Raw genomic sequence first — 22,956 nt, 5'->3', positions numbered from 1 at the left:
CTATTTTAAAGAATGCCAAACTAATTCAAACTCCCCTTCAAATGCTGAACCAATTAACTGTTTGTACACCTTGTTAATCGGGTAGTTCATTAATCTAAATAGTTCATCACCTGTTTGAGTAAACTTATAATAGCTAAGCACCAAATCGTTACTTTTTGCTTTTAAGGTTAGTTTTTGTGATAAAAAGGATAGGGTGAACTCTTGTCCTACTTTTAATGCCGCTGACTCTATTTCTTTACGATACAGCAAGTTTAAATCCATTAAAGTTAGTACGTCTGGAAAGCTCACGCCGCTTTTACCTATGCTTAATGACACTTTATTGCCTTTACCTAGTAAATCAAATAATGAGGGTTTTTTGTAATACCCCAAGAATATTAGGTGGCTGCTATCCTTTTCGTTATATCCAGAAATAGACACGCACTTTCTTAATGAATCGGCTTCGCGCTGGGTCATGTGCTTAAGTGTTTGTAAACTTTTAATAGAAAAAGTACCTGGGCTAATGGTTTCGCCAGTAAAAATTTTTGCCCACAACACTTGCATAGATTGATTTGAGGTATCTTCACATAAGGCTATAAAGTGCTCCACCCAATCAGCATCGGGCTGCTTAGCGCAAGCAACATCAGGACAAAACTCCATTGCTAAGGCTAAAATAGTCTCAATATTTTGTTGCTGTTTAATCAGTAGTAAGTCTTGTCGTTTTTGAGCACGCGCTAAAATTGAATGCTCGCTATTAATACTATAAAGCGATTTGGCTTTACCTTGAGGATTATAGGTTTTTTCATCAATGGCAGGCGTATTGCTCACTTTTGTGACCGAGTAACCTAGCAGTGACTCAATAATATTGGCAAGTTTAATCCTGGCTTGTGCGGTTTTGACTGTCATGGCTTTCCATTATTGCTTGTGCATCACTGAGTTGAGCGACCGTTTTTAGGTTATTTAATCCTAGGGTCACTATATTACCTAATATATTTTCAGCAGATATAGCAACGTACCCAGAAATAAGCGGCATCGTTGCTTGTCCTTCTATATGCCACGTGACGGTTTTTGTGTGCGGGCTAAATAGTAATTTGCTAGTGATAATATGCTCTTGATTAAATAACACACTAAATACAACTTCATTATCGCTTAATGACGATATTGTCATTTCGCCTTTGCCCCATTTACCTTCCCAAGATTGGTAGGCTCCTGCGCCAGAGCTCGGTTCTCCAATATTAAACTTAATATTAGGGTCTATTTGTTGCCACGGCGACCATTTATACCACTGGGTAAAGTCCTCCACTAATGACTTTATTACGGGAGCGCGTGCATTAATTTTTATACTTTTTTGCACATGATAATTTTGTGGTAACAATAATCCAACGACAACAAAAACCAGAAGCAATATGATTGAAAACTGCATTATTTTTTTAAGTAGTTTAATAGGTATTCCTCATCTATTTTAATTTACAGCGTCTATCAATTATTAATTATTTAATAGTTTAACGAAGTCACGGTTGCTTTTGATCTATTTTATCTACCTTGTATTATTCCAAAAGCAGACATTAGCCGTAATAAGTTTAGATGATTTATTAGTTTTAGTAATGCAATAAAGGTAAACAATTTTTAATCAGCGCTTTCATTTTGTGCTATATCAACGGGGATGTCGATAGGGTATAATTCGCGCCTTTTGTTATTGAACGGCCAATTTTATGAGCACATTAAAAGCTGAACGCGCCTTATTCTCATACCCCAAGTATTGGGCTGAGTGTTATGGCACAGCTCCATTTTTACCAACAACACGCGAAGAAATGGACGCGCTTGGCTGGGATAGCTGCGATATTATTATTATTAGCGGTGATGCTTATGTAGACCATCCTAGTTTTGGGATGGCCGTAATTGGCCGAGTGCTAGAAGCGCAAGGTTTTAGAGTGGGTATTATTGCTCAACCAGATTGGAACTCTAAAGATGCGTTTATGGCATTGGGTAAGCCTAACTTATTTTTTGGTATTACAGCCGGTAATATGGACTCGATGATCAATCGTTACACCGCTGAAAAACGAATGCGCCATGATGACGCATACACACCAGGAAATGTCGGCGGTAAACGCCCAGATCGCGCAGTGATCATTTATTCACAACGCTGTCGTGAAGCCTACAAAGATGTGCCATTAGTGTTAGGGGGCATTGAAGCCAGTCTGCGCCGTATTGCTCATTATGATTACTGGCAAGAAAAAGTACGTCGTAGCGTATTATTTGACGCTAAAGGCGATATTTTAATTTATGGTAATGCCGAACGCCCGTTAGTTGAAGTAGCGCATCGTATCGCTGCCGGTGAAACCATCGATACCATACAGGATGTTAGAGGCACGGCAGTTATTCGTAAAGAGCCTTTACCTGGTTGGCGTGGCAGTGACTCAACAGCCATTGATAAAATTGGTAAAATAGACCCTATTCCTAATCCTTATGGCGCGGATGATGTGGGCTGTGCTAAATCAGAATTTAAGCAAGCCGGCATCGATTTACAAGCAGAAGCTGCAAAACCAATTACCATCCAGCCTGCTCGTCCTAAGCCGTGGGAAAAAACTTACGTTAAACTGCCGGCATTTGAGCAGGTTAGCGTTAATAAGCCTTTGTATGCCCATGCATCACGTATTTTACATCAAGAAACCAACCCAGGTTGTGCAAGGGCGTTATTTCAGCGTCATGGCGATCGTTCTATTTGGGTGAATCCGCCGGCTTATCCGCTTGAAACTCAGGAAATGGATGACGTGTTTGGTTTACCTTACCAGCGTATACCACATCCAAGTTATGGCGATGATAAAATCCCTGCTTACGATATGATTAAAACGTCGGTAAATATTATGCGCGGCTGTTTTGGCGGCTGTTCGTTTTGTTCTATTACCGAGCATGAGGGGCGCATAATACAAAGCCGTTCTCAAGAATCGATTATCGAAGAAATTGAACAAATTAGAGATAAAGTGCCGGGCTTTACGGGGGTTATTTCTGATTTAGGTGGGCCAACTGCAAATATGTACAAACTGCGTTGTACCAGCAAAAAAGCAGAGAGTACGTGCCGTCGCTTGTCGTGTGTGTATCCTGATATTTGTAAGCATATGGATACCGATCACACACCCACTATCGACTTATATAAAAAGGCGCGTGAGGTTAAAGGGATCAAAAAGATCTTAATTGCTTCGGGCGTGCGTTATGACCTTGCAGTACGTGATCCTCGTTACGTTAAAGAGCTAGTAACCCATCATGTTGGTGGATATTTAAAAATAGCACCTGAGCACACAGAAGATGGCCCATTATCAAAAATGATGAAACCAGGTATGGGCGCCTATGATGAATTTAAAGCGTTATTTGATAAGTACTCAAAAGAAGCGGGTAAAAAGCAGTATTTAATTCCATACTTTATTTCTGCTCACCCGGGGACTAAAGATGAAGACATGGTAAACATGGCTTTATGGTTGAAATCGAATGATTTTAAGCTTGATCAGGTACAAAATTTTTATCCATCACCGATGGCCAACGCAACCACCATTTACCACACAGAAATGAACTCGCTACGTAATATTAAAAATAATACGGAGCAAGTACCTGTGCCTAAGGGAGCGCGCCAACGTCGTTTGCATAAAGCGATTTTACGCTATCACGATCCTGCCGGTTGGCCAATGATCCGCGAAGCCCTGCGTAACATGGGCAAAGCCAAGCTTATTGGTAAAGGACCTAACTGTTTAGTCCCTGAAGAAGGACGAGATGAAAGACAAACCAAAGGCGGAAAAGGTAACAAGGGCGGTCGTCCTGCGCTGACTCGTCATACTGGCTTTAGCCAGTTTAAAAAAGCCAACACTAAACCTAAGGTAGGTGGTAATCGCCAACGCGCTAAGTAGCCTTAACTTATGTAAAGTAACTATCGGCTTAAACAAAAACACCGCGTATTGATGCGGTGTTTTTGTTTATAAAAAGATTAAATCAATAACCAAGTCGCAGTACCTAAGAAGGCAAATATACCAACAATATCAGTTACCGTGGTTAGTACCACACTGCCTGCAAGTGCTGGATCTATTTTCATTTTTTTAAGCAATAGTGGGATACTAGCACCCGCAATACCTGCTGCAACTAAATTCATAAACATAGCAAACGCTAAAACACCACCGAGTTTGAAATCCCATTGCCAAAGCGCAACGACACCGGCAATTAGGATAGACCAAACCATACCGTTAATCGCGCCGATAGCGAGTTCTTTTAATAATAAAAAACGTTGGTTAGTTTGGTTGATATGGCCCACCGCGATACCGCGAATAACCAAAGTTAAGGTTTGGCTGCCTGCAACCCCACCCATTGACGGGACAATACCATTGAGCACAGCAAGAATTGGTAATATAGCTAAGGTGTTTTCAAAAAAGCTCGCCACAATTGCAGCCAGCAATGCAGTTAGTAAGTTTACACCCAGCCAAATTGAGCGCTTTTTAGAGCTTTTCAACACAGGTGCAAAGGTATCTTCTTCATCATCTAAACCCGCTAAACCCAGTAAACTGTGCTCAGCGTCTTCACGAATAACATCAACGATATCATCAATGGTGATCCGCCCAAGCAAGTGTGCGTTGTCATCAACAACCGGTGCCGATATCCAGTTATGACGCTCAAACAATTGTGCAACTTCGCTCTCATCCATTGAAATAGGAATAGACTCACAGTCTTCATCCATTAACTCATGAACAATTTTTTCAGGGGGATTAGTTAATAAAGTACTCAGCGATAGGGCGCCTAAAAAGCAGTTATTTTCATCAACCACATATAAGTCATCTGTACCCTCAGGTAATTCGCCGCGTAAGCGAATATAACGCAGTACCACATCTAGAGTCACATCGGGGCGAATAGTAACGGTATCTATATTCATCAATGCGCCAGCAGAGCGCTCTTGATACGATAAAGCCTGCGTTGCACGTTCTCTATCTTGAATATCCATAGCGCTAACAACATCTTTATAAACGGTGTCAGGTAGGCTACGTAGTACTTCCCCTAAGTCATCATGGCCCATGTCTTCGGTTGCGGCAGCAATGTGCTCGGGTGCCATTTGCGCAATAATACCCAAACGTACATCTTCAGACAGCTCTTCAAGCACATCACCTTGTACATCAGGATCAACAAGCTGCCAGAGCATACGGCGAATTTTATGCGGGGATGATTCTAAAAGAAGTGCGGTATCACAAGGCGCCGTTTTTGCCAGCATGCGTCTAACTTGAACAAATTGACCACTATTTAGTGACTTAGTCACCTGTTTTAGTTGTTGTAGTGGAATATCTTGTTCTAAAGCTTCAGGCATTGGCGTCCTTAATTAAATTGTATTACATGCTGGAAGGGTATAAATGCTATTCAATTTTAGTTTATCTTACTTTATGTGAGCAAACTAACTCAACCACTATTAACCTAAGCTTAGGATGATGAGTTAATAATGAACTTTTTTATTCTTGCTCATTAAATCGTTGGTCGATGAGTTCACCTATTGCGCTAAGTGCAGGCTCAGCGTCGGGGCCTTCGCATACCACCTTAACTTCTTTGCCTTGGCTGCTTTCGAGTAACATAAGTGCCAGCACGCTATCGCCAGCGGCTTGTTTGTCATCTTGAAATAAAGTGATTGTGGCATCAAATTGCACAGAAAGCTGAGCTAATACTGTCGCCGCTCTAGCGTGTAATCCTAATTTGTTTTTTATTAAAAATGTATTTTCTAACCGCATGACATGTTCTCGCAAGCTTTGATTTTATTCTTGTTCTCGGTGGCGAATTTTTACATTAGGATGACTCATTGCAAAGCTTTCACCAATGGTTTGCGCTAAATAAACAGAGCGGTGTTGCCCACCGGTACAGCCAATTGCAATGGTTAAGTAGCTGCGGTTATTTCGTTCTAAATGCGGCAGCCATGTTTGCACAAATGTTTGAATTTGCCATGTAAATTTTTGCACTATGCTGTGACTTGCTAGGTAGTCTTTTACTGGTTGATCCAGCCCCGTAAGTGGCTTAAGTTCAGGCTCCCAATGCGGGTTTGGTAAAAAACGGGCATCGAATACGTAATCTGCTTCTTTAGGGATGCCGTGTTTAAAACCAAATGACTCAAAGGTAATGATCAGTTGTTTATCTTTTTTTCCGAGTATTTTTTCACGAATAGATTCAGCAAGCTGATGCACACTTAAATCTGTGGTATCAATCATATAATCAGCACGATTAATCAATACATCAAGCAGTTGTTTTTCTTTTTTTATGGCTAAATCAAGCGGCAAAGAATCAATAGATAAAGGGTGGAGACGACGCGTTTCCGAAAAGCGTTTTATTAATGTTTGATCGTCACTGTCTAAATAAAATACCGTTGGTTTAGTAAAACCAGGTAAATATTCAATGATTTCATTAAACTGCTGTTGCTCTTTAGGTAGGTTACGTACATCAACACTCACGGCAATTTTATTATAACTGTCGGAAACACTGCGCACTAATGATGGTAATAAATTAAGAGGAATATTGTCTACACAATAATAACCTAAGTCTTCCACAACGCGTAACGCCACAGATTTACCTGACCCTGAACGACCGCTTATAATTATTAATTCCATTTATCACCTTTCTTTGTTACTACGATTGACTGACGATAACCTGATATAGTTCGCTATCCGATTTGGCGGCGCGTAACTGTTTACAAAATTCTTTATCATTGAGCTTATCAGCAATCGTGGCTAGCGTTTTCAAATGCTGCTGATTATCGCCATCGGGAACAATTAACGCGACAAAAATGTCAACCGGCCGGTTATCAATCGCATCAAAATTAATAGCTGTTTCGCTCACTAAAATCAAAGCAAGGGGCTCTTGAGCTCCACTCATGCGACCATGTGGAATAGCAATGCCTCGGCCAATGCCTGTACTTCCAAGCTTTTCTCTTGCAGTTAATGCATTAAGAATATCTTGTTGTGTTAAATAGGGCAGCTTATTGTGAGCCAATTCACTGATAAATTCTAAAATTCTTTTTTTACTATTAAAAAGGACCGCAGCTTTACTGCAGTCCTGACAGATAAGTGAGCTTAGTTTCATAGTGTTAGTGTCGAGCAAGTTTCTCTTTGTGTTTAATTACTTGACGATCTAGCTTGTCAATGAGCGAGTCTATAGCGGCATACATATCTTGATGCTCAGTAGAGGCAAAAATCTCAGCGCCACTAACATGAACGGTTGCTTCAGCTTTTTGGTTTAGTTTTTCTACATCGAGAATAACGTGCACATTCGTTATGTGATCAGTGTGCCTCTGTAACTTCGAAAATTTACTATTTACGTAGTCTCTAAGCGAGTCGGTAATATCTACATGGCGACCAGTTAAATTCAGTTGCATAAACATTTTCCTCTTTGTTGTACGCCTTAAATCAAACTTTTACGTTGATTAGACGGGGGAATAGCTAGAGATTCGCGATATTTTGCAATGGTTCTCCTCGCTACTTTAATTCCTTGCTCTGCCAATATATCTGCAATTTTACTATCACTCAATGGTTTAGCTGAGTTTTCTGCAGCGATTAATTTTTTAATTAATGCACGTATTGCTGTTGATGAACATTCGCCACCATTTTCAGTACTTACATGGCTTGAAAAGAAATATTTAAGCTCAAAAATGCCACGTGGTGTATGCATGTATTTTTGCGTAGTAACACGCGATATAGTCGACTCGTGCATTTCCACCATTTCAGCCACATCGTTAAGCACCATAGGCTTCATAGCCTCAGGACCGTGTTCAAAAAAGGCCTGTTGCTGTTGCACAATACAGTTGGTTACTTTAAGTAGCGTGTCATTTCTACTTTCTAAGCTTTTTATAAACCATTTAGCCTCTTGTAAGTGCGAGCGAATAAACTGGCTATCACCACTTGATTTAACCGTACGCGACATAGCTGCATATTGGCTATTTACTCTGATCTTAGGCATGCTATCTGGGTTTAATTCAACTACCCAACGACCTTTAACTTTTTTAACCGACACATCAGGAATAACGTATTCAGACTCTTCTCTAACAATAGTGTCTGCCGGTTTTGGGCTGAGCGTATGAATCAACGTCATGATTTCTTTAAGCTCATCTTCTTTAAGCTTTGTTTTTTTCATCAACGTGCGATAGTCACGTGCAGCAAGTAAATCAATATGATCGGTTAAGATCATTTTTGTTTCGTTTAAAAAAGGTGTGTCTTTATCAAATTGATTTAGCTGAATACACAAGCACTCTTGTAAACTACGCGCGGCTATTCCCACTGGATCAAATAGTTGAATACGCTTTAGTACCGCTTCTATTTCGTCAAGTTCAACTTCATCTTCGCCGTCGTTTTCTTGGTTAAAGCTTTCTAATATTTCTTCACAGCTAAGGGTTAGAATCCCTGAGTCGTCCACAGCTTCTACAATTGCAATAGCTATCGCTTCATCGGTAGGACTAAACGGCGTCAGTTGAAGTTGCCACATTAAATACTCATGCAGCGTTTCAGTCGAAGAGCCTTGATAAATAGATTCATCTTCTGGCATTGGGCCCGATGAAGAGGCAGGCGCAGCGCTCATATATTCATCCCAAGTAACATCCATAGCCATATCATCGCTAATGGTGTCTTTGGTCATTGCTTCGCCGCTATCTTGCTCATCCTCGCTAGGTTTATCGTCAGCTGAGGCACTTAGCGTTAAGTCATCGTTATCGGCTTTTTGTTCGTTTTTACCTGCAGTGTCTTCGCTGTAATCGTGTTCTTCAACTTCAAGCAAGGGGTTGCTATCGAGCGCTTCTTGAATTTCTTGCTGGAGATCCAATGTACTGAGTTGCAATAAGCGAATTGCTTGTTGCAACTGTGGAGTCATTGTAAGTTGCTGGCCCATGCGCAGCTGTAATGATTGCCTCATTTATCTCTAACAATCCTTTTAAATTACGGTCTGTTGACCTTTACGGATTAAAATTTGTTCAAACTAGGGGCGGTTTAATTGCGGCGCGAGGTTTGTAACCTAGTGGGCTAAGTCAAAACCGAGCAAAGCTTCCGCGTCCTGCTCACGCTCCTTACCTACATCCATGTAGGCAACAAAGAGTAAATCGTCCCTAGGCAGAACCCGAAGGGCAGCGCCTGTTTGGCATTGATGCTGCGTTATCGCCTATTTATGGGGAATACCACACCACATAGGCTCTGCCTTGCCTAAATACCAAACAGACTGCTGCAAATTCAACCTTGAAAGGTCAACAGACCTAAGTATGATTAATCTTAGCAGATGCTTAGTGGAATAACACACATATTAGAGCTTGAACTGCTCGCCCAAATAAACATCGCGTACTGTTTTATCGTTTAATACGTATTCAGGAGTGCCTGATGCAATTAACTCCCCATGAGAAACTATGTAGGCTTTTTCACAAACATCAAGTGTTTCGCGCACGTTATGGTCTGTAATAAGTACGCCAATGCCACGGTTTTTAAGATGCTCTATAATCTTTTTAATATCTAATACTGAGATAGGATCAACCCCCGCAAAGGGTTCGTCTAAAAGGATAAATTTAGGGTTTGCTGCTAACGCGCGAGCAATTTCAACGCGGCGACGTTCACCACCTGATAAGGCCATACCTTGGCTGTCGCGGATATGCTGAATGCTAAATTCATCAAGTAAATTATTTAAGGTATCTTCGCGTTGTTGTTTGTTTAATTCTTTACGTGTTTCTAAGATAGCCATTAAGTTTTGATAAACAGTCAGCTTTCTAAAAATAGACGACTCTTGCGGTAGATAACCAATCCCTAAACGCGCTCGGCTGTGCATCGGTAATAAAGTAATATCTTTATCATCAATTGATATTTTGCCTTTATCACTAGGGACAAGGCCTACAATCATATAAAAAGTGGTGGTTTTACCTGCACCATTAGGGCCAAGTAACCCCACAATACTGCCAGCTTCAACCTCTAGGCCAACGTTTTTTACAACTTCACGACCTTTGTAGCTTTTAGCTAATAGCTCTGCTTTTAATGTGCTCATGGTTGGCCTTTATCATCTTCTTTTTTATTTTCAACAGGCACTAAAATAGTGTGTACACGGTCTGTTGAGTTTTCGTCTTTTTCTGCGCTAATTAACTGCTGCTCGATATCGTAAGTGATACTTTTAGCTGTTATTTTTTGACCTGCTTGAGCAATGCTTGCATCGCCGATTAAGGTTAAAAAACGCAGCGACACATCGTAACGCACTTCATTAGCACTGGCGCTCATTATGGTGCCATCAGCTTGTGTTTCTTCAAAATATGCAGGGCTGCCTGTGGCAATTAATAACTGTTTGTTATCGCCTAGGTCATCGCGTTTATGCACTTCTAAACGGTCAGCTGTGATACGGCGATTACCATGAATAATTTCAACATTTTTCTCAAAAATGCCTACGTTTTCTTTTAATTGACCTTCTTGCTTATCTGCACTAATTGAAATTTGATTAGCAGCGGGGGCTTCAGCAGGTTCAGCGCCATTACTGTTAAAAGCAATTAATAGTGAGGGAACAATTAAAATTTTAAATAGGTTATTGGTCATAATATAGGGTTCGCGTATGGTTAATAAGTTTAATCACCTCGGTTTTTAAATCGGCCTCAAGGCCTTTACCTGTGATTTTTAAATTAGGTCCTGTAATAACGACAGGCTGCTGTGATTGCATGGTTAATAGTTTTATATCAACATTGATGGTCTGGGCGGTGATCGTATCGATCATGGCGTTATCTACTAAGTTTTGAGCGGTTACATTACCCTCTAACACCAGTTGACGGTCGTCGTAGAGGGTGGCTTCATCGGCGTTAATACGCCATGTTTGCTGCTCGTTGTATAAAGTGAATATAGGCTTTTCAAAAAAGGTAAAACCGAGTTGTTGATACAGCTCCATTTTTACCGCAGTTACCTTATGGCTCACTTTACCTTGTTCATTATAAGCCGTTTGTTTTAGCTCAATAGCGGTATAATCAGGCTTAGCAATAACTTGTGTTTCTTCGCTTGCAGTAATATCAACCTTAGTAAAATAAGGATACCAGAGCCAAACCATACAGCTTATGAATAAAACGCTCAGTATAATGCGCGCTACATTCATGAACTCGTTCCTTGGCTAGTTAGTGGCTTGTTATTTTCGAGCATAAGTAAGTCTGTCAGCTCTCTTACCGCCCCAAAACCGCCGGGCAGTTGGGTTACATAATGTGATAAACGTTTAATAAGTGGATGAGCATCGTTTACGGCAACCGCAAAACCGACTTGCTCCATTACTGGCATGTCTGGGCCATCATCACCTATATAAGCAATTTGCTCATCGCTAAGCGCTAATTTTTGTTTTAATTCTTGATAGGCTATAAGCTTGTCTTCTTGGCCTTGATATATATGTTGTACGGTTAAACTGCTCATACGTTGCTGCACTATATGAGAATGGCGCCCAGTGATTACGGCGACTTCAAAACCGCTGTTAATCAGGGCTTTAATACCAAATCCGTCTTTGGTGTTAAATGCTTTGAGTTCTTCACCTTGGTTTCCAAGGTAAATACGGCCATCAGAAAATACACCATCAATATCACAAATTAATAGCTTTACTTTTTTTGCGCGCGCCTTTGCATCATCACTTAGCGGTTGATAGAGATCTTCAAATTGCATTTATAGCACTCCGGCTTTAAGTAAGTCTTGCATATTTAGTGCGCCAATCGGTTGATTATGCTCATTAATTACAATTAAACCATTAATACGTTTTTGTTCCATAATATTTAACGCTTCAGCCGCGAGCATCTCTTGGGTGGCTGTAGTACACGACTTGGTCATCACAACATTAATTTCAGTGCTATGAATGTCAATACGTTGCTCTAAAATACGGCGTAAATCGCCATCGGTAAACAGGCCTGATAATTGCTGGTCACTATCAACAATAGCGGTCATGCCGAGTCCTTTGGCCGACATTTCAATTAAGGCATCTTTAATCGTTTGCGTCTCGTTAATGATAGGCGTATCAGCACCACTGTGCATAACATCTTTAAGAGTTAAGAGTAATCGCTTGCCTAAGCTACCACCAGGGTGCGATAGTGCAAAATCATCAGCAGTAAAGCCGCGTGCTTCTAATAATGCCACCGCCATGGCATCACCCATAGCGAGTGTGGCAGTGGTACTTGCAGTAGGTGCTAAGCCCAATGAGCAGGCTTCTTGTTCAACTTTAATACACACATGCACATTTGCCAATGTTGCCATGGTTGAGCCTTGGTTGCCTGTCATGGCAATCATTTTGGCACCAATGCGCTTTAATACTGGAATAATATTAAGTACTTCGCTGGTTTCACCAGAGTTTGAAATGAGGATAACCACGTCATTTGCTGTGATCATTCCTAAATCACCATGGCTTGCTTCACCCGGGTGAACAAAAAATGCGGGGCTGCCGGTACTGGCAAGAGTGGCGGCTATTTTGTTACCAATATGGCCTGATTTACCCATGCCAATAACAATAATACGACCTGAGCAGTCATACATTAATTGACAGGCTTGGTTAAAGCTTTCATTAACGTATTGTGTAATATCGCTGAGTGCTTGGCGTTCAATCTCTAGAACACGTAACCCTTGTTGAATAAAGTTTAGCGTTGCCATGGGCTATCCTACTTGACTAAAAATATAACCTTGGTAAATCATAAATGCGACGATGAGCAAGCCACCTTCTATTCTATTGATACGTCTTTGACCTCTAAAGTTCAATGACATAGCAATTAGCGCCAAGGTTGCGCCAATCATAATAATAACATCACGGTTAGCTACTGATGCGTCAATAACCGATGGATTAATTAATCCTGCCAGCGGTAATACCGCTAAAATATTAAAAATATTCGAACCAACTATGTTACCCAGCGCTAAGTCATCTTCATTTTTAAGTACACCTGCAATTGAAGCTGCAAGTTCAGGTAAGCTGGTGCCTATAGCAATAATGGTCAAACCAATCACCAAGTCACTTAAGCCAAAATATTTTGCGATATCAACGGCTGAGCCAACTAAAAAGTGTGAACTAACCGGCAGTAAAATCATACCCACTACCAGCCAAAAAACAGCTTTTTTGGTTGGTACATTGTCAGGTACTTCGTCACAGGCTTCGCTCACAAACGGATCGTCTTGGTTTTTAGCTCGCAGTGAGACAAAAATAAGTCCGCCAATAAAAACAACAAAGCCAAATAATAAGGCTGCACCTTCAAAAAATGAAAAATAGTTATCTGAAAAAATATACCAAGTTGCAATGGAGACCAGCAGTACCAGTGGAATTTCACGTTTTAACGTACTTGAAGATACTGATAAGGGTCTTAAAAGGGCGGTAATACCTAAAACTAATAAGATGTTAGTGATGTTTGAACCAACTGCATTACCCACGGCAGTATCGGTTTTATTTGCCAAAGCTGCTGAAGCCGATACCATCATTTCAGGCGCTGAAGAGCCCATAGCTACCACGGTTAAACCTACAATTAGCGTTGGCACGCCAAAGTTTTTAGCCAGTGCTGCTGCACCATAAACAAACCTGTCTGCACTCCATACGAGAGCCGCAAAACCAAGAATTAAAATGACAAACGAGGTAACCATTGTGATAAGCCAATTAATGTAAATTCAGATAGCGCGAATAGTAACAAAAGCCACCATAAAAGTATAAATAAAAGAATAAGGTGTAATACATTAGACGGTTATTTTAAGTATTCTTTGGCGCTTTTTATATGAAATTTTAAGCCAAAGTTAAGGCTGCTTGAATCAATCTTATAACTGTTTTTGCGACACTATTACAAAATCTTACGAATTGTTTTTTCCATATTGGTTAAAAAACCCTTAAAATAGAAATATGAGAGAGTATTGTTATGGAGAGCGACTTGTCGCAATCAATAGTTGAAGTCAAGGATGTTACCTTTTCTAGAGGCGATAGGGTCATATATAAAAATATGAGCTTTGACGTACCTGAGGGTAAAATTACTGCCATTATGGGGCCAAGCGGAATTGGCAAAACCACGATGCTACGCCTAATAGGTGGTCAGCTTAAACCAGACTCCGGTGATATTTTATTTAAAAACGACAGCATTGTCGCTATGTCGCGCAAAGAACTCTACGCGGCACGTAAACGCATGAGTATGTTATTTCAAAGCGGTGCCTTATTTACTGATATGTCGGTGTTCGATAACATTGCATTCCCCATTCGAGAGCACACGCAACTCAGTGAAGATTTAATCCGTTTAGTGGTATTAATGAAACTACAAGCTGTTGGCTTACGTGGTGCTAAAGATTTAATGCCTTCAGAGTTATCTGGCGGTATGGCACGTCGTGCAGCTTTGGCTCGCTCTATAGCGCTTGATCCTGAACTTATTATGTATGATGAGCCTTTTGCAGGACAAGACCCTATTTCAATGGGGGTTTTAGTTAAGCTGATCAAATCTTTAAACGAAGTACTTGGCTTATCTTCTTTAATTGTCACGCACGATGTGACAGAAGTAATGAGTATTGCCGACCACGTTATTATTATTGCTGAACAAGGCGTTATTGGCAGTGGTACACCAGAGCAGATGCGAGAGCACGAATCACCACTTGTTCAACAGTTTTTAAAAGGGTTATCAGATGGTCCAGTGCCATTTCATTATCCAGCACAAACCTATGCAGATGAACTGTTAGGAGAGCAGCAGTAATGTTGGATTTACTACAAAAAATAGGCCACAAAACGCTGGGCCGATTTGCTGCACTGGGGCGTTCAACCCAAATGCTGGCAAGTGCGTTATGGCATGTACCCAATTTTAAAAAAGGCACACCTTTACTCGTGCGCCAACTTTACATGGTTGGTTCACAATCGCTGTTGATTATTGTTGTGTCGGGATTATTTATCGGCATGGTATTAGCCCTGCAAGGCTATACTGTTTTAGTTGATTTTGGCGCTGAAGACAGCCTAGGCCCTTTAGTGGCACTCAGTTTATTACGTGAACTTGGGCCAGTAGTAACCGCATTATTATTTGCCGGTAGGGCAGGCAGTGCGTTAACCGCTGAAATTGGCTTAATGAAAGCCACCGAACAGTTATCATCGCTTGAGATGATGGCCATTGACCCGCTTAGACGAATTATAGCGCCACGGTTTTGGGCTGGTTTGATTAGTATGCCAATGTTGGCACTTATTTTTTCTGCTGTAGCTATTATTGGTGCTCATTTAGTGGGGGTTGATTGGCTAGGCGTTGATACGGGAAGTTTCTGGTCAATTATGCAATCTCAGGTGTCGTTTGAAAAAGACATACTAAACGGTTTAATTAAAAGTATCGTATTTGCGATTGTTGTTACCTGGATTGCGCTTTACAAAGGGTATGACTGTGTTCCCACATCAGAGGGGATCAGCAAGGCAACAACAGAGACAGTGGTGCACTCATCACTAGCGGTATTAGGTTTTGACTTTATTTTGACAGCGGTAATGTTTACCAGCTAATAGGGTATTAAATAATGAATTCACGGAAATTAGAAATTTTAGTTGGTTTTTTTGTAGCATTGGGCATTTTGGCATTTTCAATGCTGGCGCTCAAAGTGGCTAATTCGGGTATTAGCGGCTCAGGTGAAACCTACACATTGAACGCCAAGTTTGAAAATATAGGATCATTAAAAACACGTGCACCCATTAAGGTGGGCGGCGTTGTTATTGGTCGTGTAGAGTCAATTTATGTGCATCCACAAGAGTTTTTACCAGTAGTAAATATGAGCATTGATGCGCAGTATTTGTGTCGTTTTTCAGACACTAGTTCCATCTCTATCTTAACCTCGGGTATTTTAGGTGAACAATATTTAGGAATTAACCCCGTTATCGCATCAGATTCAGCTAAACAGCGATGTTTAGGCGAAGATGTAGCGAACAGCGAACAAGATCAAGCCATTGACGATTTATTTGGTGTTCAAAGTAAAGCATTAGCCAACGGCGATTCTATTACAGATACCAAGTCAGCATTGGTACTAGAAGAATTAATAGGCCAGTTTTTATTCAACCAAGGTAGTGAGTAATTATTATGTTGAAAACATTTTTAGCAAGTATCGCATTAGTAACTGTCACGCTAGTACAAAGTGCACATGCCGGTGAAGTGAAATTGACTGATCCTAATAAAATGGTACGTCAGGTTGCTGATAATACCTTTGAGCGTATTACCAAAGACCAGCCGTTAATAACCACTAACAAAGAGCATTTACGGGTCATCGTTGAAGAAGAACTGATGCCCTACATTGACTACAAATATGCTGCACTGAGAGTGTTAGGTAGCGAAGTATCTAAGGTACGCGCCATTACCAACAAAGCAGAAAAAGCAAAAGCAATTGAAGATATTCAGCGTTTTATTGGCGCGTTTAGAGAGTACCTTGTTGCCACTTATGCTGGCGTTTTTACCCAGTATACTAATCAACAAGTTGAATTTGCTGCCGAGCAGCCTTTTAAAGGCAAAGATGTGGTGGTGGTAAAAACCAAAATTGTAGAAGCCGGTAAGCCTGATATTAAAATTGATTTTAAAGTACGTGAAGATAGAAGTGGCGAATGGCGCGCTTACGATATGATTGCTGAAGGCATTAGCTTACTTGATGCAAAACAAAGTGAGCTTCAGGGCATTTTACGCCAACAAGGTATTGACCACGTTAGCGACCTGTTAGAGCAAAAAAGTAAGTTACCGGTTCAGTTTAGAGGCAGTGACACAAATGACTAAATTGGCAATCAGCCAAGTCGATGAACAGCATCTACGAGTCAGTGGTGAATTGACTCATAATTCAATTGGCAATGAACGGCTTCTGAACACTAAGCGACAAACTGAGCATAAAACCCTTTATTTTGACCTAAGTGAGGTGACAAGGGTTGACACAGCCGGCTTAGCTTGGTTAATTCACTCTTTTACAGAATTTAAGCAACAAGGCATTCGCCTTGAATTGCAAAACCCACCTGAACAACTGCAAAACCTTATGCAGTTAGGCCAGGTTACAACCCTATTTGAGTGAGAGTTATGGAAACGAGTCAAGTCGAAACATTATTACGCGACGAACTTCAGTTAGCTGAAGTACATGTAAAAGCCAATGGCAGTCATTATGAAGTAATCGCTGTCGGTGAATGCTTTGACGGATTAAGTCGTGTTAAAAAGCAACAGCTAGTATATGGGCCATTAATGAACACTATTTCAGACGGTACCATTCATGCTGTTTCTATCCGCGCTTTTACTCCGACAGAGTGGAAACGTGAGCAAAAATTCATTTTACCGCAATAAATAAGGCCCCTTAGATGGATCAATTTGTAATTCAAGGTGGCACTTCACTGGCTGGTGAAGTAACTATTTCTGGCGCTAAAAACGCAGCTCTTCCGATTCTATTTGCAGCTTTATTAGCTGATGGCAAAAGTACTTTTACTAACGTACCACATCTTCGCGATATCATCACGACCGAAGCCTTACTGAAAACGTTAGGCGCTGATGTTCAGTGGCAGGGCGATTCACTCATTATTGATGGTGCAACGGTAAATAGCACGTTAGCGCCTTATGACTTAGTAAAGCAAATGCGTGCGTCAGTGCTTGCACTTGGCCCTTTAGTCGCTCGATTTGGTGAGGCACAAGTATCTTTGCCAGGTGGCTGTGCTATTGGTGCACGCCCAGTTGATATTCATATTCAAGGCTTAGAGCGTATGGGCGCTCAAATAACCGTTGAAAACGGTTATATTAATGCCAAAGTAGATGGTCGCTTAAAAGGCGCTGAAGTTTTCATGGAAATGATCAGCGTAGGTGCTACTGAAAACTTACTGATGGCGGCAACGCTCGCCGAGGGTAAAACAGTACTAGAAAATGCTGCCCGCGAGCCAGAAATTATCGATTTAGCCAATTGCTTAATTGCTATGGGGGCTAAAATCAGTGGTGCGGGCTCAAGCCGTATTGAGATTGAAGGGGTTGAGCGTTTATCAGGTTGTGAACACCGTATATTACCGGATCGTATTGAAACAGGTACCTTTTTAGTGGCTGCAGCGATGGCTGGCGGCGAAGTACTATGTAAAATGACCGATTTTCATTCACTTGAGCCTGTAATAGAGAAACTACGTGCAACCAATGCGTTATTAGAAGTGCACGATGACAGTATTTACCTAGATATGCGAGGCCGAGAGCTTAAAGCGGTGAATATTAAAACTATGCCTCATCCAGGTTTTCCAACCGATATGCAAGCGCAGTTTACCGCATTAAATGTGGTGGCTAATGGTAGTGCGACGATTACCGAAACTATTTTTGAAAATCGTTTTATGCATGTGCCTGAGCTTCAACGGATGGGCGCTAATATTCGCTTAGAAGGCAATACAGCCTTTTGTGGTGAAACAAAAAGCTTATCGGGTGCGCAAGTAATGGCAACTGACCTTCGTGCATCAGCGAGTCTTATTCTAACGGGGATTGTGGCTCAAGGCGAAACGGTTGTTGATCGTATTTATCATGTAGATAGAGGTTATCAGCGTATTGAAGATAAGCTTAGTGCGCTAGGTGCTAACATCAAACGCAAAAGCAATTAGTTATACTAATACAATTATTATTCTAATCCATAAAAAACGCGATGATCTATCGCGTTTTTTTATGTCTAATGCCAAAGTATAAATAAGCGCTTTATAGCTTGGTTTCGAGCTCTGCTACTTTCACCATTATTTTTTGTATTTCACCGTTACGGTAAAGCTCAAATTCAATTTCTTTCCCCGGTTCGGTACTGCCTATTTTTTTCAATACATTTTGTGGATTAGCCACTGAAAGCCCAGCAATTTTAATCACAATATCTTGCTCTTCTATACCCGCCTGCCATGCAGGACCTAAAGGGTCTAGGTTGGTAATACGCATGCCTGCAACAGGCGTTAAGCTATCATTGACCTCTTTGCCTGTACTGTCTACCGCTGTGCCTTCAAAGCCCAAATAGCCGCGTACAACACGACCATGGCGTATAAGCTTACCCATTACCTCTTTTGCCAAGGTGTAAGGCACCGCAAAAAAGATCCCTTGTATATTTAAGTTTTCACGGGTTTTAAACTGGGCAGAGGTGATCCCTACTAAATCGCCATTAGAATTTACCAGTGCACCACCAGAGTTACCTACGTTAATAGCAGCGTCCATTTGCAGTAAGTTATTGTAAGGACTGTCGGTAATTTTTTGCTTACCGGTGGCGCTAATGATCCCCTGAGTAATGGTTTGCCCTAAGTTAAGTGGGTTTCCGATGGCTAATACTAAATCGCCTACACTCGAACTGTAGTTATCGTTAACGGGTATAACAGGCAGGTGATTGGCATTTATTTTTAACAATGCTAAGTCGGTAATAGTATCAAAGCCAATGAGTTGCACATCAAAAAAACGTCTGCCGTCAGTAAGAATAACTAGTATTTGATCGGCATTATTGATCACATGGTAATTAGTCAAAATATAACCGTCAGGTGACATGATCACTCCAGAACCAAGCTCTTGCACCGTATTTTGGCGTTTATAGCGTGGCTCTTTAGAAATGCTTTCTGAAAAAATGGTGACAACCGATGGCGCTGCGCGCTTAACTGCGTCAGAAAAGCTCAAATGACTTGCAGTCATTGCACTGGGTAGCGGCACGTTAGGTAGCAATGCAGTGCGCATGTTAGGGCTAAAAAAAACCACTAAAAAAGCAATGCCTAAACCGGCAAATAGAGGAGGAAGTACAAATTTTAGAAGTTTTAGCACGGTATTCTTATTGTTAGTGAGCAATCCCTTTATGATGGCACAAAAAAAATAACAGCGGCAAGTGCCGCTGTTACTTTTATTGTATTATTACTGAATTAATACAAAAATAGATTCACGTCCGCGTTTCACACCTAACACAATATTACCTTGAATATCTTCGATAATTTTGTTCATGTCGCGAATGCTTTCTACTCGTTGACGGTTTACTTGCACAATAACATCGCCTTCTTCAAGGCCAACCCGTGCTGATGGCGAACGAGGGTCTACAGAGGTCACCTCAATCCCTTTCATTTTGTTCTTCTTCACGTTTTCAAGCGTTGCACCTTGGAATGCTGGGTGTAACTCTTCGCCCGCAGCGGTAATGCCTGATGCACCATCTAGGGTTACTTCCACATTTTTAACTTTACCGTCACGGTAAATCCCCAACTGTACTTCACGACCCTCACCTAAGGTGGCAATTTTACTGCGTAGTTCATGGAAGCCACTAATTTCACTACCATTAATACTAATAATCACATCGCCTGCTTTAATACCGGCTTTGCTGGCTGCGGTGTCATCCATTACCTGCATAACATAAGCCCCTTGTTTAACATCAAGCTGCTGTGCTTTAGCAAGGCCTGCATCAAGAGGGCGGCCTGAAATACCTAACGAACCACGGCGTACTTCACCATGCTCTACAATTTGATCAACTAGGTTTTTCATCATATTTGACGGAATAGCAAAGCCAATCCCCACATTTCCGCCTGATGCACCTAAAATAGCGGTATTAATACCAATCAGCTCACCGTTTAAATTAACTAAAGCCCCACCTGAGTTACCTTGGTTTATCGCGGCATCGGTTTGAATGAAATCTTCGTAACCCTCAATATTTAAGCCACTGCGGCCTAATGCGCTAACAATACCTGAGGTAACCGTGTGGCTTAAACCAAAAGGGTTACCAATTGCGACGGCAAAATCACCGACACGTAAGTCATCTGAGTTAGCTAGCTTTACTGCGGTTAATTCATCTGCGTCTATTTGTAGTAGCGCAATATCAGACTCTTTATCGCTACCAATTTTTGTTGCTTCATATTCGCGGCCATCTTCAAGGGTGACCACCATTTTTTCAGCGTCTTGCACTACATGGTTGTTAGTAACGACATAACCTTTGTCAGCATCAATAATAACTCCTGAGCCTAAACCACTAAACTGGCGCTTTTGGCTACGTGGCTGCGGGTTGCCAAAAAAGAAATCGAGCGGGTCACCGCGTCGGCGAACCTCTTTAGAGCCTGAAACCTGAATACTCACTACACCTGGGGTAATTTGCTCAAGCATAGGGGCAAGTGTTGGTAATTGTTGACCATTAACGGCAACCGGCAATTTAGCAAACGAAGCGGCTGGACTTAGTAATAAGCTAGTAGATAAAATAGCAGCACTGATAAGTGATAATTTCATTTTCATAGTCAGGGTTTACTCCACTTAAAAAGCAAAAGGCTGCAATAAGCAGCCTCAAAAAAGTATATCAATAAGATAAAACAACAAAGCTGTTATATCTAAAGACTATGGGGTCAAAAAAAAGTTCATCAAGATGCTTTAGAAGTATTCACATCACCAGCAAATAATCCTGATTTACCCGACACATAATCAGCTGGTTGAGCATCGGCGTTTGAGCGATCCGAACTACGCTCTTTTAATGACGCTTGTAATTGCTCTGTGGTTTCTTTAGAGAAAAACGGTTCAGCAGGGGCTTTATTTCTGTCTTCAAGTAATAGTTGATTGGTTTCTTCAACATGGCTTAATAACTGGTCGTAGTTTTCTTTCATTTTGTTTACTAACTTACCAGTGTTCGCTAAATGGTCGGCAACATCTTGACGATACTGCTCAAGCGAATGCTTAGCTTGCTCTGCTTGTTGCTCTAACTCATCTTGCTTAAATTGTTTTTTAGTGACAAAGGCACCAACGAAAAATGCAGCAATAGCAACCACTATCACTAAACCTACCCATGTAAATGTACCCATAAATTCACCTCTATGCGAAAATAACTAAAAAAATTTAGTTCAATAATAATTCATACTAAGTCTAATATACCCTGAGTATTGATGCGTGTTAATATGCTTTACAAATTAAACTGTGTTTTAACTGTAAATAGATATGACTCCTTGGCAAACATACCAGCAAGACCTTCAACGCGATGACTTTGTACATGACGCAGCACAAGAAAATGCAGTTCGTCATTTACAGCGTTTATACGACGATTTAACACAAGCAAAACCACAATCTAAAGGCTTTTTTGCAAAGCTTTTTAATAAAGCAGAGCCAGCTCCCATTAAAGGTTTATACTTTTGGGGTGGCGTAGGCCGTGGTAAAACCTACCTAGTTGATACTTTTTACGAAGCTTTGCCGGGCGATAGAAAAATGCGAGTGCATTTTCACCGTTTTATGCACCGAGTACACGACGAGCTTAAAAAGTTAAACAACACAGCAAACCCATTAGAAACAGTTGCCGATATTTTTAAAGCAGAAACAGACATAATTTGTTTTGATGAGTTTTTTGTACAAGACATTACCGATGCCATGCTGCTCGGTGGTTTAATGGAAGCGCTATTTGCTCGTGGTATTGTGTTAGTTGCAACCTCTAATATTATACCTGATGATTTATACCGTAATGGCTTACAACGCGCTCGTTTTTTACCGGCTATTGCCTTAGTGAATAAGCATACTGAAATAGTTAATGTAGATTCCGGTGTTGATTACCGGTTACGTACACTGGAACAAGCAGAAATTTTTCACAGCCCGCTTGATGATCAAGCTGATAAAAACCTATTTGAATACTTTGATAAGCTCTCCCCTGAGGCCGGTAAAGTAGACACCCCAATTGAAATAGAAGGGCGGATGATCAAAACCCGCAAGGTGTCTGATTGCATCGTTATGTTTGAATTTAGCGAACTGTGTGAAACCGCGCGTAGCCAAGTGGATTACATGGAAATAAGCCGATTATATAACACGGTGATTTTATCAAACGTAAAACAGCTTGGACAAAATAATGATGATGCAGCAAGGCGTTTTATTGCGTTGGTAGATGAGTTTTATGAGCGTAACGTTACCTTAATTATCTCTGCAGAAAAACCCATTACCGAGCTGTACACACAAGGTAATTTAAACTTTGAATTTAGACGTTGTGTGAGTCGCCTGCAAGAAATGCAATCGTTAGAGTATTTAGCAAGAGAGCATTTAGCTTAAAATACGAAGGTTAGAGTTAACGGGCTGCGAGCTACGGGCTACGAGTTGAGATTACGTAGCAGCGGGTTTACCCC

Annotated in this window: 26 protein-coding genes; 9 read left to right on the top strand and 17 right to left on the bottom strand. The window is 41.0% G+C overall.

Annotated features, from left to right (window positions below):
• Both QL984_RS05610 and QL984_RS05605 read right to left on the bottom strand, forming a co-directional pair.
• Positions 1-882, bottom strand: coding sequence for a TIGR03899 family protein (locus QL984_RS05610; protein WP_013463975.1), 882 nt, complete (start codon positions 880-882; stop codon positions 1-3).
• Complete coding sequence (locus tag QL984_RS05605; RefSeq protein WP_024601349.1) at positions 851-1,399, bottom strand: SRPBCC family protein; 549 nt, start codon at positions 1,397-1,399, stop codon at positions 851-853. Before QL984_RS05605 ends, QL984_RS05610 begins: the two co-directional genes overlap by 32 nt.
• A gap of 289 nt (positions 1,400-1,688) precedes the next feature.
• Between QL984_RS05605 and QL984_RS05600 the strand changes: the two genes are divergently transcribed.
• Positions 1,689-3,872 (top strand): YgiQ family radical SAM protein, encoded by a 2,184-nt coding sequence (locus QL984_RS05600; protein WP_024601348.1) that lies wholly within the window; start codon positions 1,689-1,691, stop codon positions 3,870-3,872.
• Between the two features lie 77 nt (positions 3,873-3,949).
• Here the strand turns inward: QL984_RS05600 and mgtE are convergent, their stop codons facing one another.
• From mgtE to QL984_RS05540, 12 genes are all read right to left on the bottom strand, one after another.
• Positions 3,950-5,308, bottom strand: a complete 1,359-nt coding sequence (gene mgtE, locus QL984_RS05595; protein ID WP_013463978.1) for a magnesium transporter — start codon at positions 5,306-5,308, stop codon at positions 3,950-3,952.
• Positions 5,309-5,447: 139 nt separating this feature from the next.
• A complete protein-coding gene (locus tag QL984_RS05590; protein WP_013463979.1) occupies positions 5,448-5,720 on the bottom strand; it encodes an HPr family phosphocarrier protein in 273 nt (90 codons plus the stop codon).
• A 24-nt stretch (positions 5,721-5,744) separates the two neighbouring features.
• Positions 5,745-6,587, bottom strand: a complete 843-nt coding sequence (rapZ, locus tag QL984_RS05585; RefSeq protein ID WP_010390558.1) for an RNase adapter RapZ — start codon at positions 6,585-6,587, stop codon at positions 5,745-5,747.
• Between the two features lie 19 nt (positions 6,588-6,606).
• Positions 6,607-7,059: a PTS IIA-like nitrogen regulatory protein PtsN gene (ptsN, locus tag QL984_RS05580; protein WP_013463980.1), complete on the bottom strand. Its 453-nt coding sequence runs from the start codon at positions 7,057-7,059 to the stop codon at positions 6,607-6,609.
• A gap of 4 nt (positions 7,060-7,063) precedes the next feature.
• Positions 7,064-7,351, bottom strand: a complete 288-nt coding sequence (gene hpf, locus QL984_RS05575) for a ribosome hibernation promoting factor (protein ID WP_010390562.1) — start codon at positions 7,349-7,351, stop codon at positions 7,064-7,066.
• A gap of 26 nt (positions 7,352-7,377) precedes the next feature.
• A complete protein-coding gene (locus tag QL984_RS05570; protein ID WP_138764225.1) occupies positions 7,378-8,877 on the bottom strand; it encodes an RNA polymerase factor sigma-54 in 1,500 nt (499 codons plus the stop codon).
• Between the two features lie 381 nt (positions 8,878-9,258).
• Positions 9,259-9,984: an LPS export ABC transporter ATP-binding protein gene (lptB, locus tag QL984_RS05565; RefSeq protein WP_013463982.1), complete on the bottom strand. Its 726-nt coding sequence runs from the start codon at positions 9,982-9,984 to the stop codon at positions 9,259-9,261.
• A complete protein-coding gene (gene lptA / locus QL984_RS05560) occupies positions 9,981-10,520 on the bottom strand; it encodes a lipopolysaccharide transport periplasmic protein LptA (RefSeq protein ID WP_016900279.1) in 540 nt (179 codons plus the stop codon). The genes lptB and lptA overlap by 4 nt, the downstream gene beginning before the upstream one ends.
• Positions 10,510-11,064, bottom strand: coding sequence for an LPS export ABC transporter periplasmic protein LptC (gene lptC / locus QL984_RS05555; protein ID WP_024601343.1), 555 nt, complete (start codon positions 11,062-11,064; stop codon positions 10,510-10,512). The genes lptA and lptC overlap by 11 nt, the downstream gene beginning before the upstream one ends.
• Entirely contained in the window at positions 11,061-11,612 is a 552-nt protein-coding gene (gene kdsC, locus QL984_RS05550; protein WP_013463985.1) for a 3-deoxy-manno-octulosonate-8-phosphatase KdsC, read from the bottom strand. The genes lptC and kdsC overlap by 4 nt, the downstream gene beginning before the upstream one ends.
• Positions 11,613-12,584 carry a KpsF/GutQ family sugar-phosphate isomerase gene (locus QL984_RS05545; RefSeq protein ID WP_016900276.1) on the bottom strand — a complete coding sequence of 324 codons (972 nt, stop codon included), beginning with the start codon at positions 12,582-12,584 and terminating at the stop codon, positions 11,613-11,615. It abuts the gene before it with no gap.
• Between the two features lie 3 nt (positions 12,585-12,587).
• Positions 12,588-13,556, bottom strand: a complete 969-nt coding sequence (locus QL984_RS05540) for a calcium/sodium antiporter (RefSeq protein WP_033104260.1) — start codon at positions 13,554-13,556, stop codon at positions 12,588-12,590.
• 266 nt (positions 13,557-13,822) lie between these two features.
• On the opposite strand from QL984_RS05540, the gene QL984_RS05535 reads away from it, so the two are divergent.
• The 7 genes from QL984_RS05535 to murA are packed head-to-tail and all read left to right on the top strand — an operon-like array spanning position 13,823 to position 18,489.
• Positions 13,823-14,638 carry an ATP-binding cassette domain-containing protein gene (locus QL984_RS05535; RefSeq protein WP_138687163.1) on the top strand — a complete coding sequence of 272 codons (816 nt, stop codon included), beginning with the start codon at positions 13,823-13,825 and terminating at the stop codon, positions 14,636-14,638.
• Entirely contained in the window at positions 14,638-15,417 is a 780-nt protein-coding gene (gene mlaE, locus QL984_RS05530) for a lipid asymmetry maintenance ABC transporter permease subunit MlaE (RefSeq protein WP_290157908.1), read from the top strand. The genes QL984_RS05535 and mlaE overlap by 1 nt, the downstream gene beginning before the upstream one ends.
• Before the next feature lie 14 nt (positions 15,418-15,431).
• The gene (gene mlaD / locus QL984_RS05525; RefSeq protein WP_013463990.1) at positions 15,432-15,980 is read left to right on the top strand and encodes an outer membrane lipid asymmetry maintenance protein MlaD; all 549 of its coding nucleotides are present in this window, start codon (positions 15,432-15,434) and stop codon (positions 15,978-15,980) included.
• A gap of 5 nt (positions 15,981-15,985) precedes the next feature.
• Positions 15,986-16,666, top strand: a complete 681-nt coding sequence (locus QL984_RS05520; RefSeq protein ID WP_036955842.1) for an ABC transporter substrate-binding protein — start codon at positions 15,986-15,988, stop codon at positions 16,664-16,666.
• Complete coding sequence (locus tag QL984_RS05515; RefSeq protein WP_008465119.1) at positions 16,659-16,952, top strand: STAS domain-containing protein; 294 nt, start codon at positions 16,659-16,661, stop codon at positions 16,950-16,952. The genes QL984_RS05520 and QL984_RS05515 overlap by 8 nt, the downstream gene beginning before the upstream one ends.
• 5 nt (positions 16,953-16,957) lie before the next feature.
• Entirely contained in the window at positions 16,958-17,215 is a 258-nt protein-coding gene (locus tag QL984_RS05510; protein WP_007378312.1) for a BolA family protein, read from the top strand.
• 14 nt (positions 17,216-17,229) lie between these two features.
• On the top strand, positions 17,230-18,489 hold the full coding sequence (gene murA / locus QL984_RS05505) for a UDP-N-acetylglucosamine 1-carboxyvinyltransferase (protein ID WP_008465122.1): 1,260 nt from the start codon (positions 17,230-17,232) through the stop codon (positions 18,487-18,489).
• Positions 18,490-18,580: 91 nt separating this feature from the next.
• On the opposite strand, the gene QL984_RS05500 is transcribed toward murA, so the two are convergent.
• The 3 genes from QL984_RS05500 to QL984_RS05490 form a co-directional block, all read right to left on the bottom strand.
• A complete protein-coding gene (locus QL984_RS05500) occupies positions 18,581-19,663 on the bottom strand; it encodes a trypsin-like peptidase domain-containing protein (protein ID WP_013463993.1) in 1,083 nt (360 codons plus the stop codon).
• An 87-nt stretch (positions 19,664-19,750) separates the two neighbouring features.
• The gene (locus QL984_RS05495) at positions 19,751-21,103 is read right to left on the bottom strand and encodes a Do family serine endopeptidase (protein WP_096038116.1); all 1,353 of its coding nucleotides are present in this window, start codon (positions 21,101-21,103) and stop codon (positions 19,751-19,753) included.
• Between the two features lie 122 nt (positions 21,104-21,225).
• A complete protein-coding gene (locus QL984_RS05490; RefSeq protein WP_008115546.1) occupies positions 21,226-21,660 on the bottom strand; it encodes a YhcB family protein in 435 nt (144 codons plus the stop codon).
• Positions 21,661-21,793: 133 nt separating this feature from the next.
• On the opposite strand from QL984_RS05490, the gene zapE reads away from it, so the two are divergent.
• Positions 21,794-22,882, top strand: coding sequence for a cell division protein ZapE (zapE, locus tag QL984_RS05485; RefSeq protein ID WP_128583715.1), 1,089 nt, complete (start codon positions 21,794-21,796; stop codon positions 22,880-22,882).
• Positions 22,883-22,956 lie beyond the last annotated feature (74 nt).

The sequence above is a fragment of the Pseudoalteromonas sp. APC 3495 genome, assembly GCF_030407645.1.
Lineage (GTDB): Bacteria > Pseudomonadota > Gammaproteobacteria > Enterobacterales > Alteromonadaceae > Pseudoalteromonas > Pseudoalteromonas tetraodonis.
The sequence above is the reverse complement of the archived record's forward strand: the minus strand, read 5'-3'. Positions and strand labels throughout refer to the sequence as shown.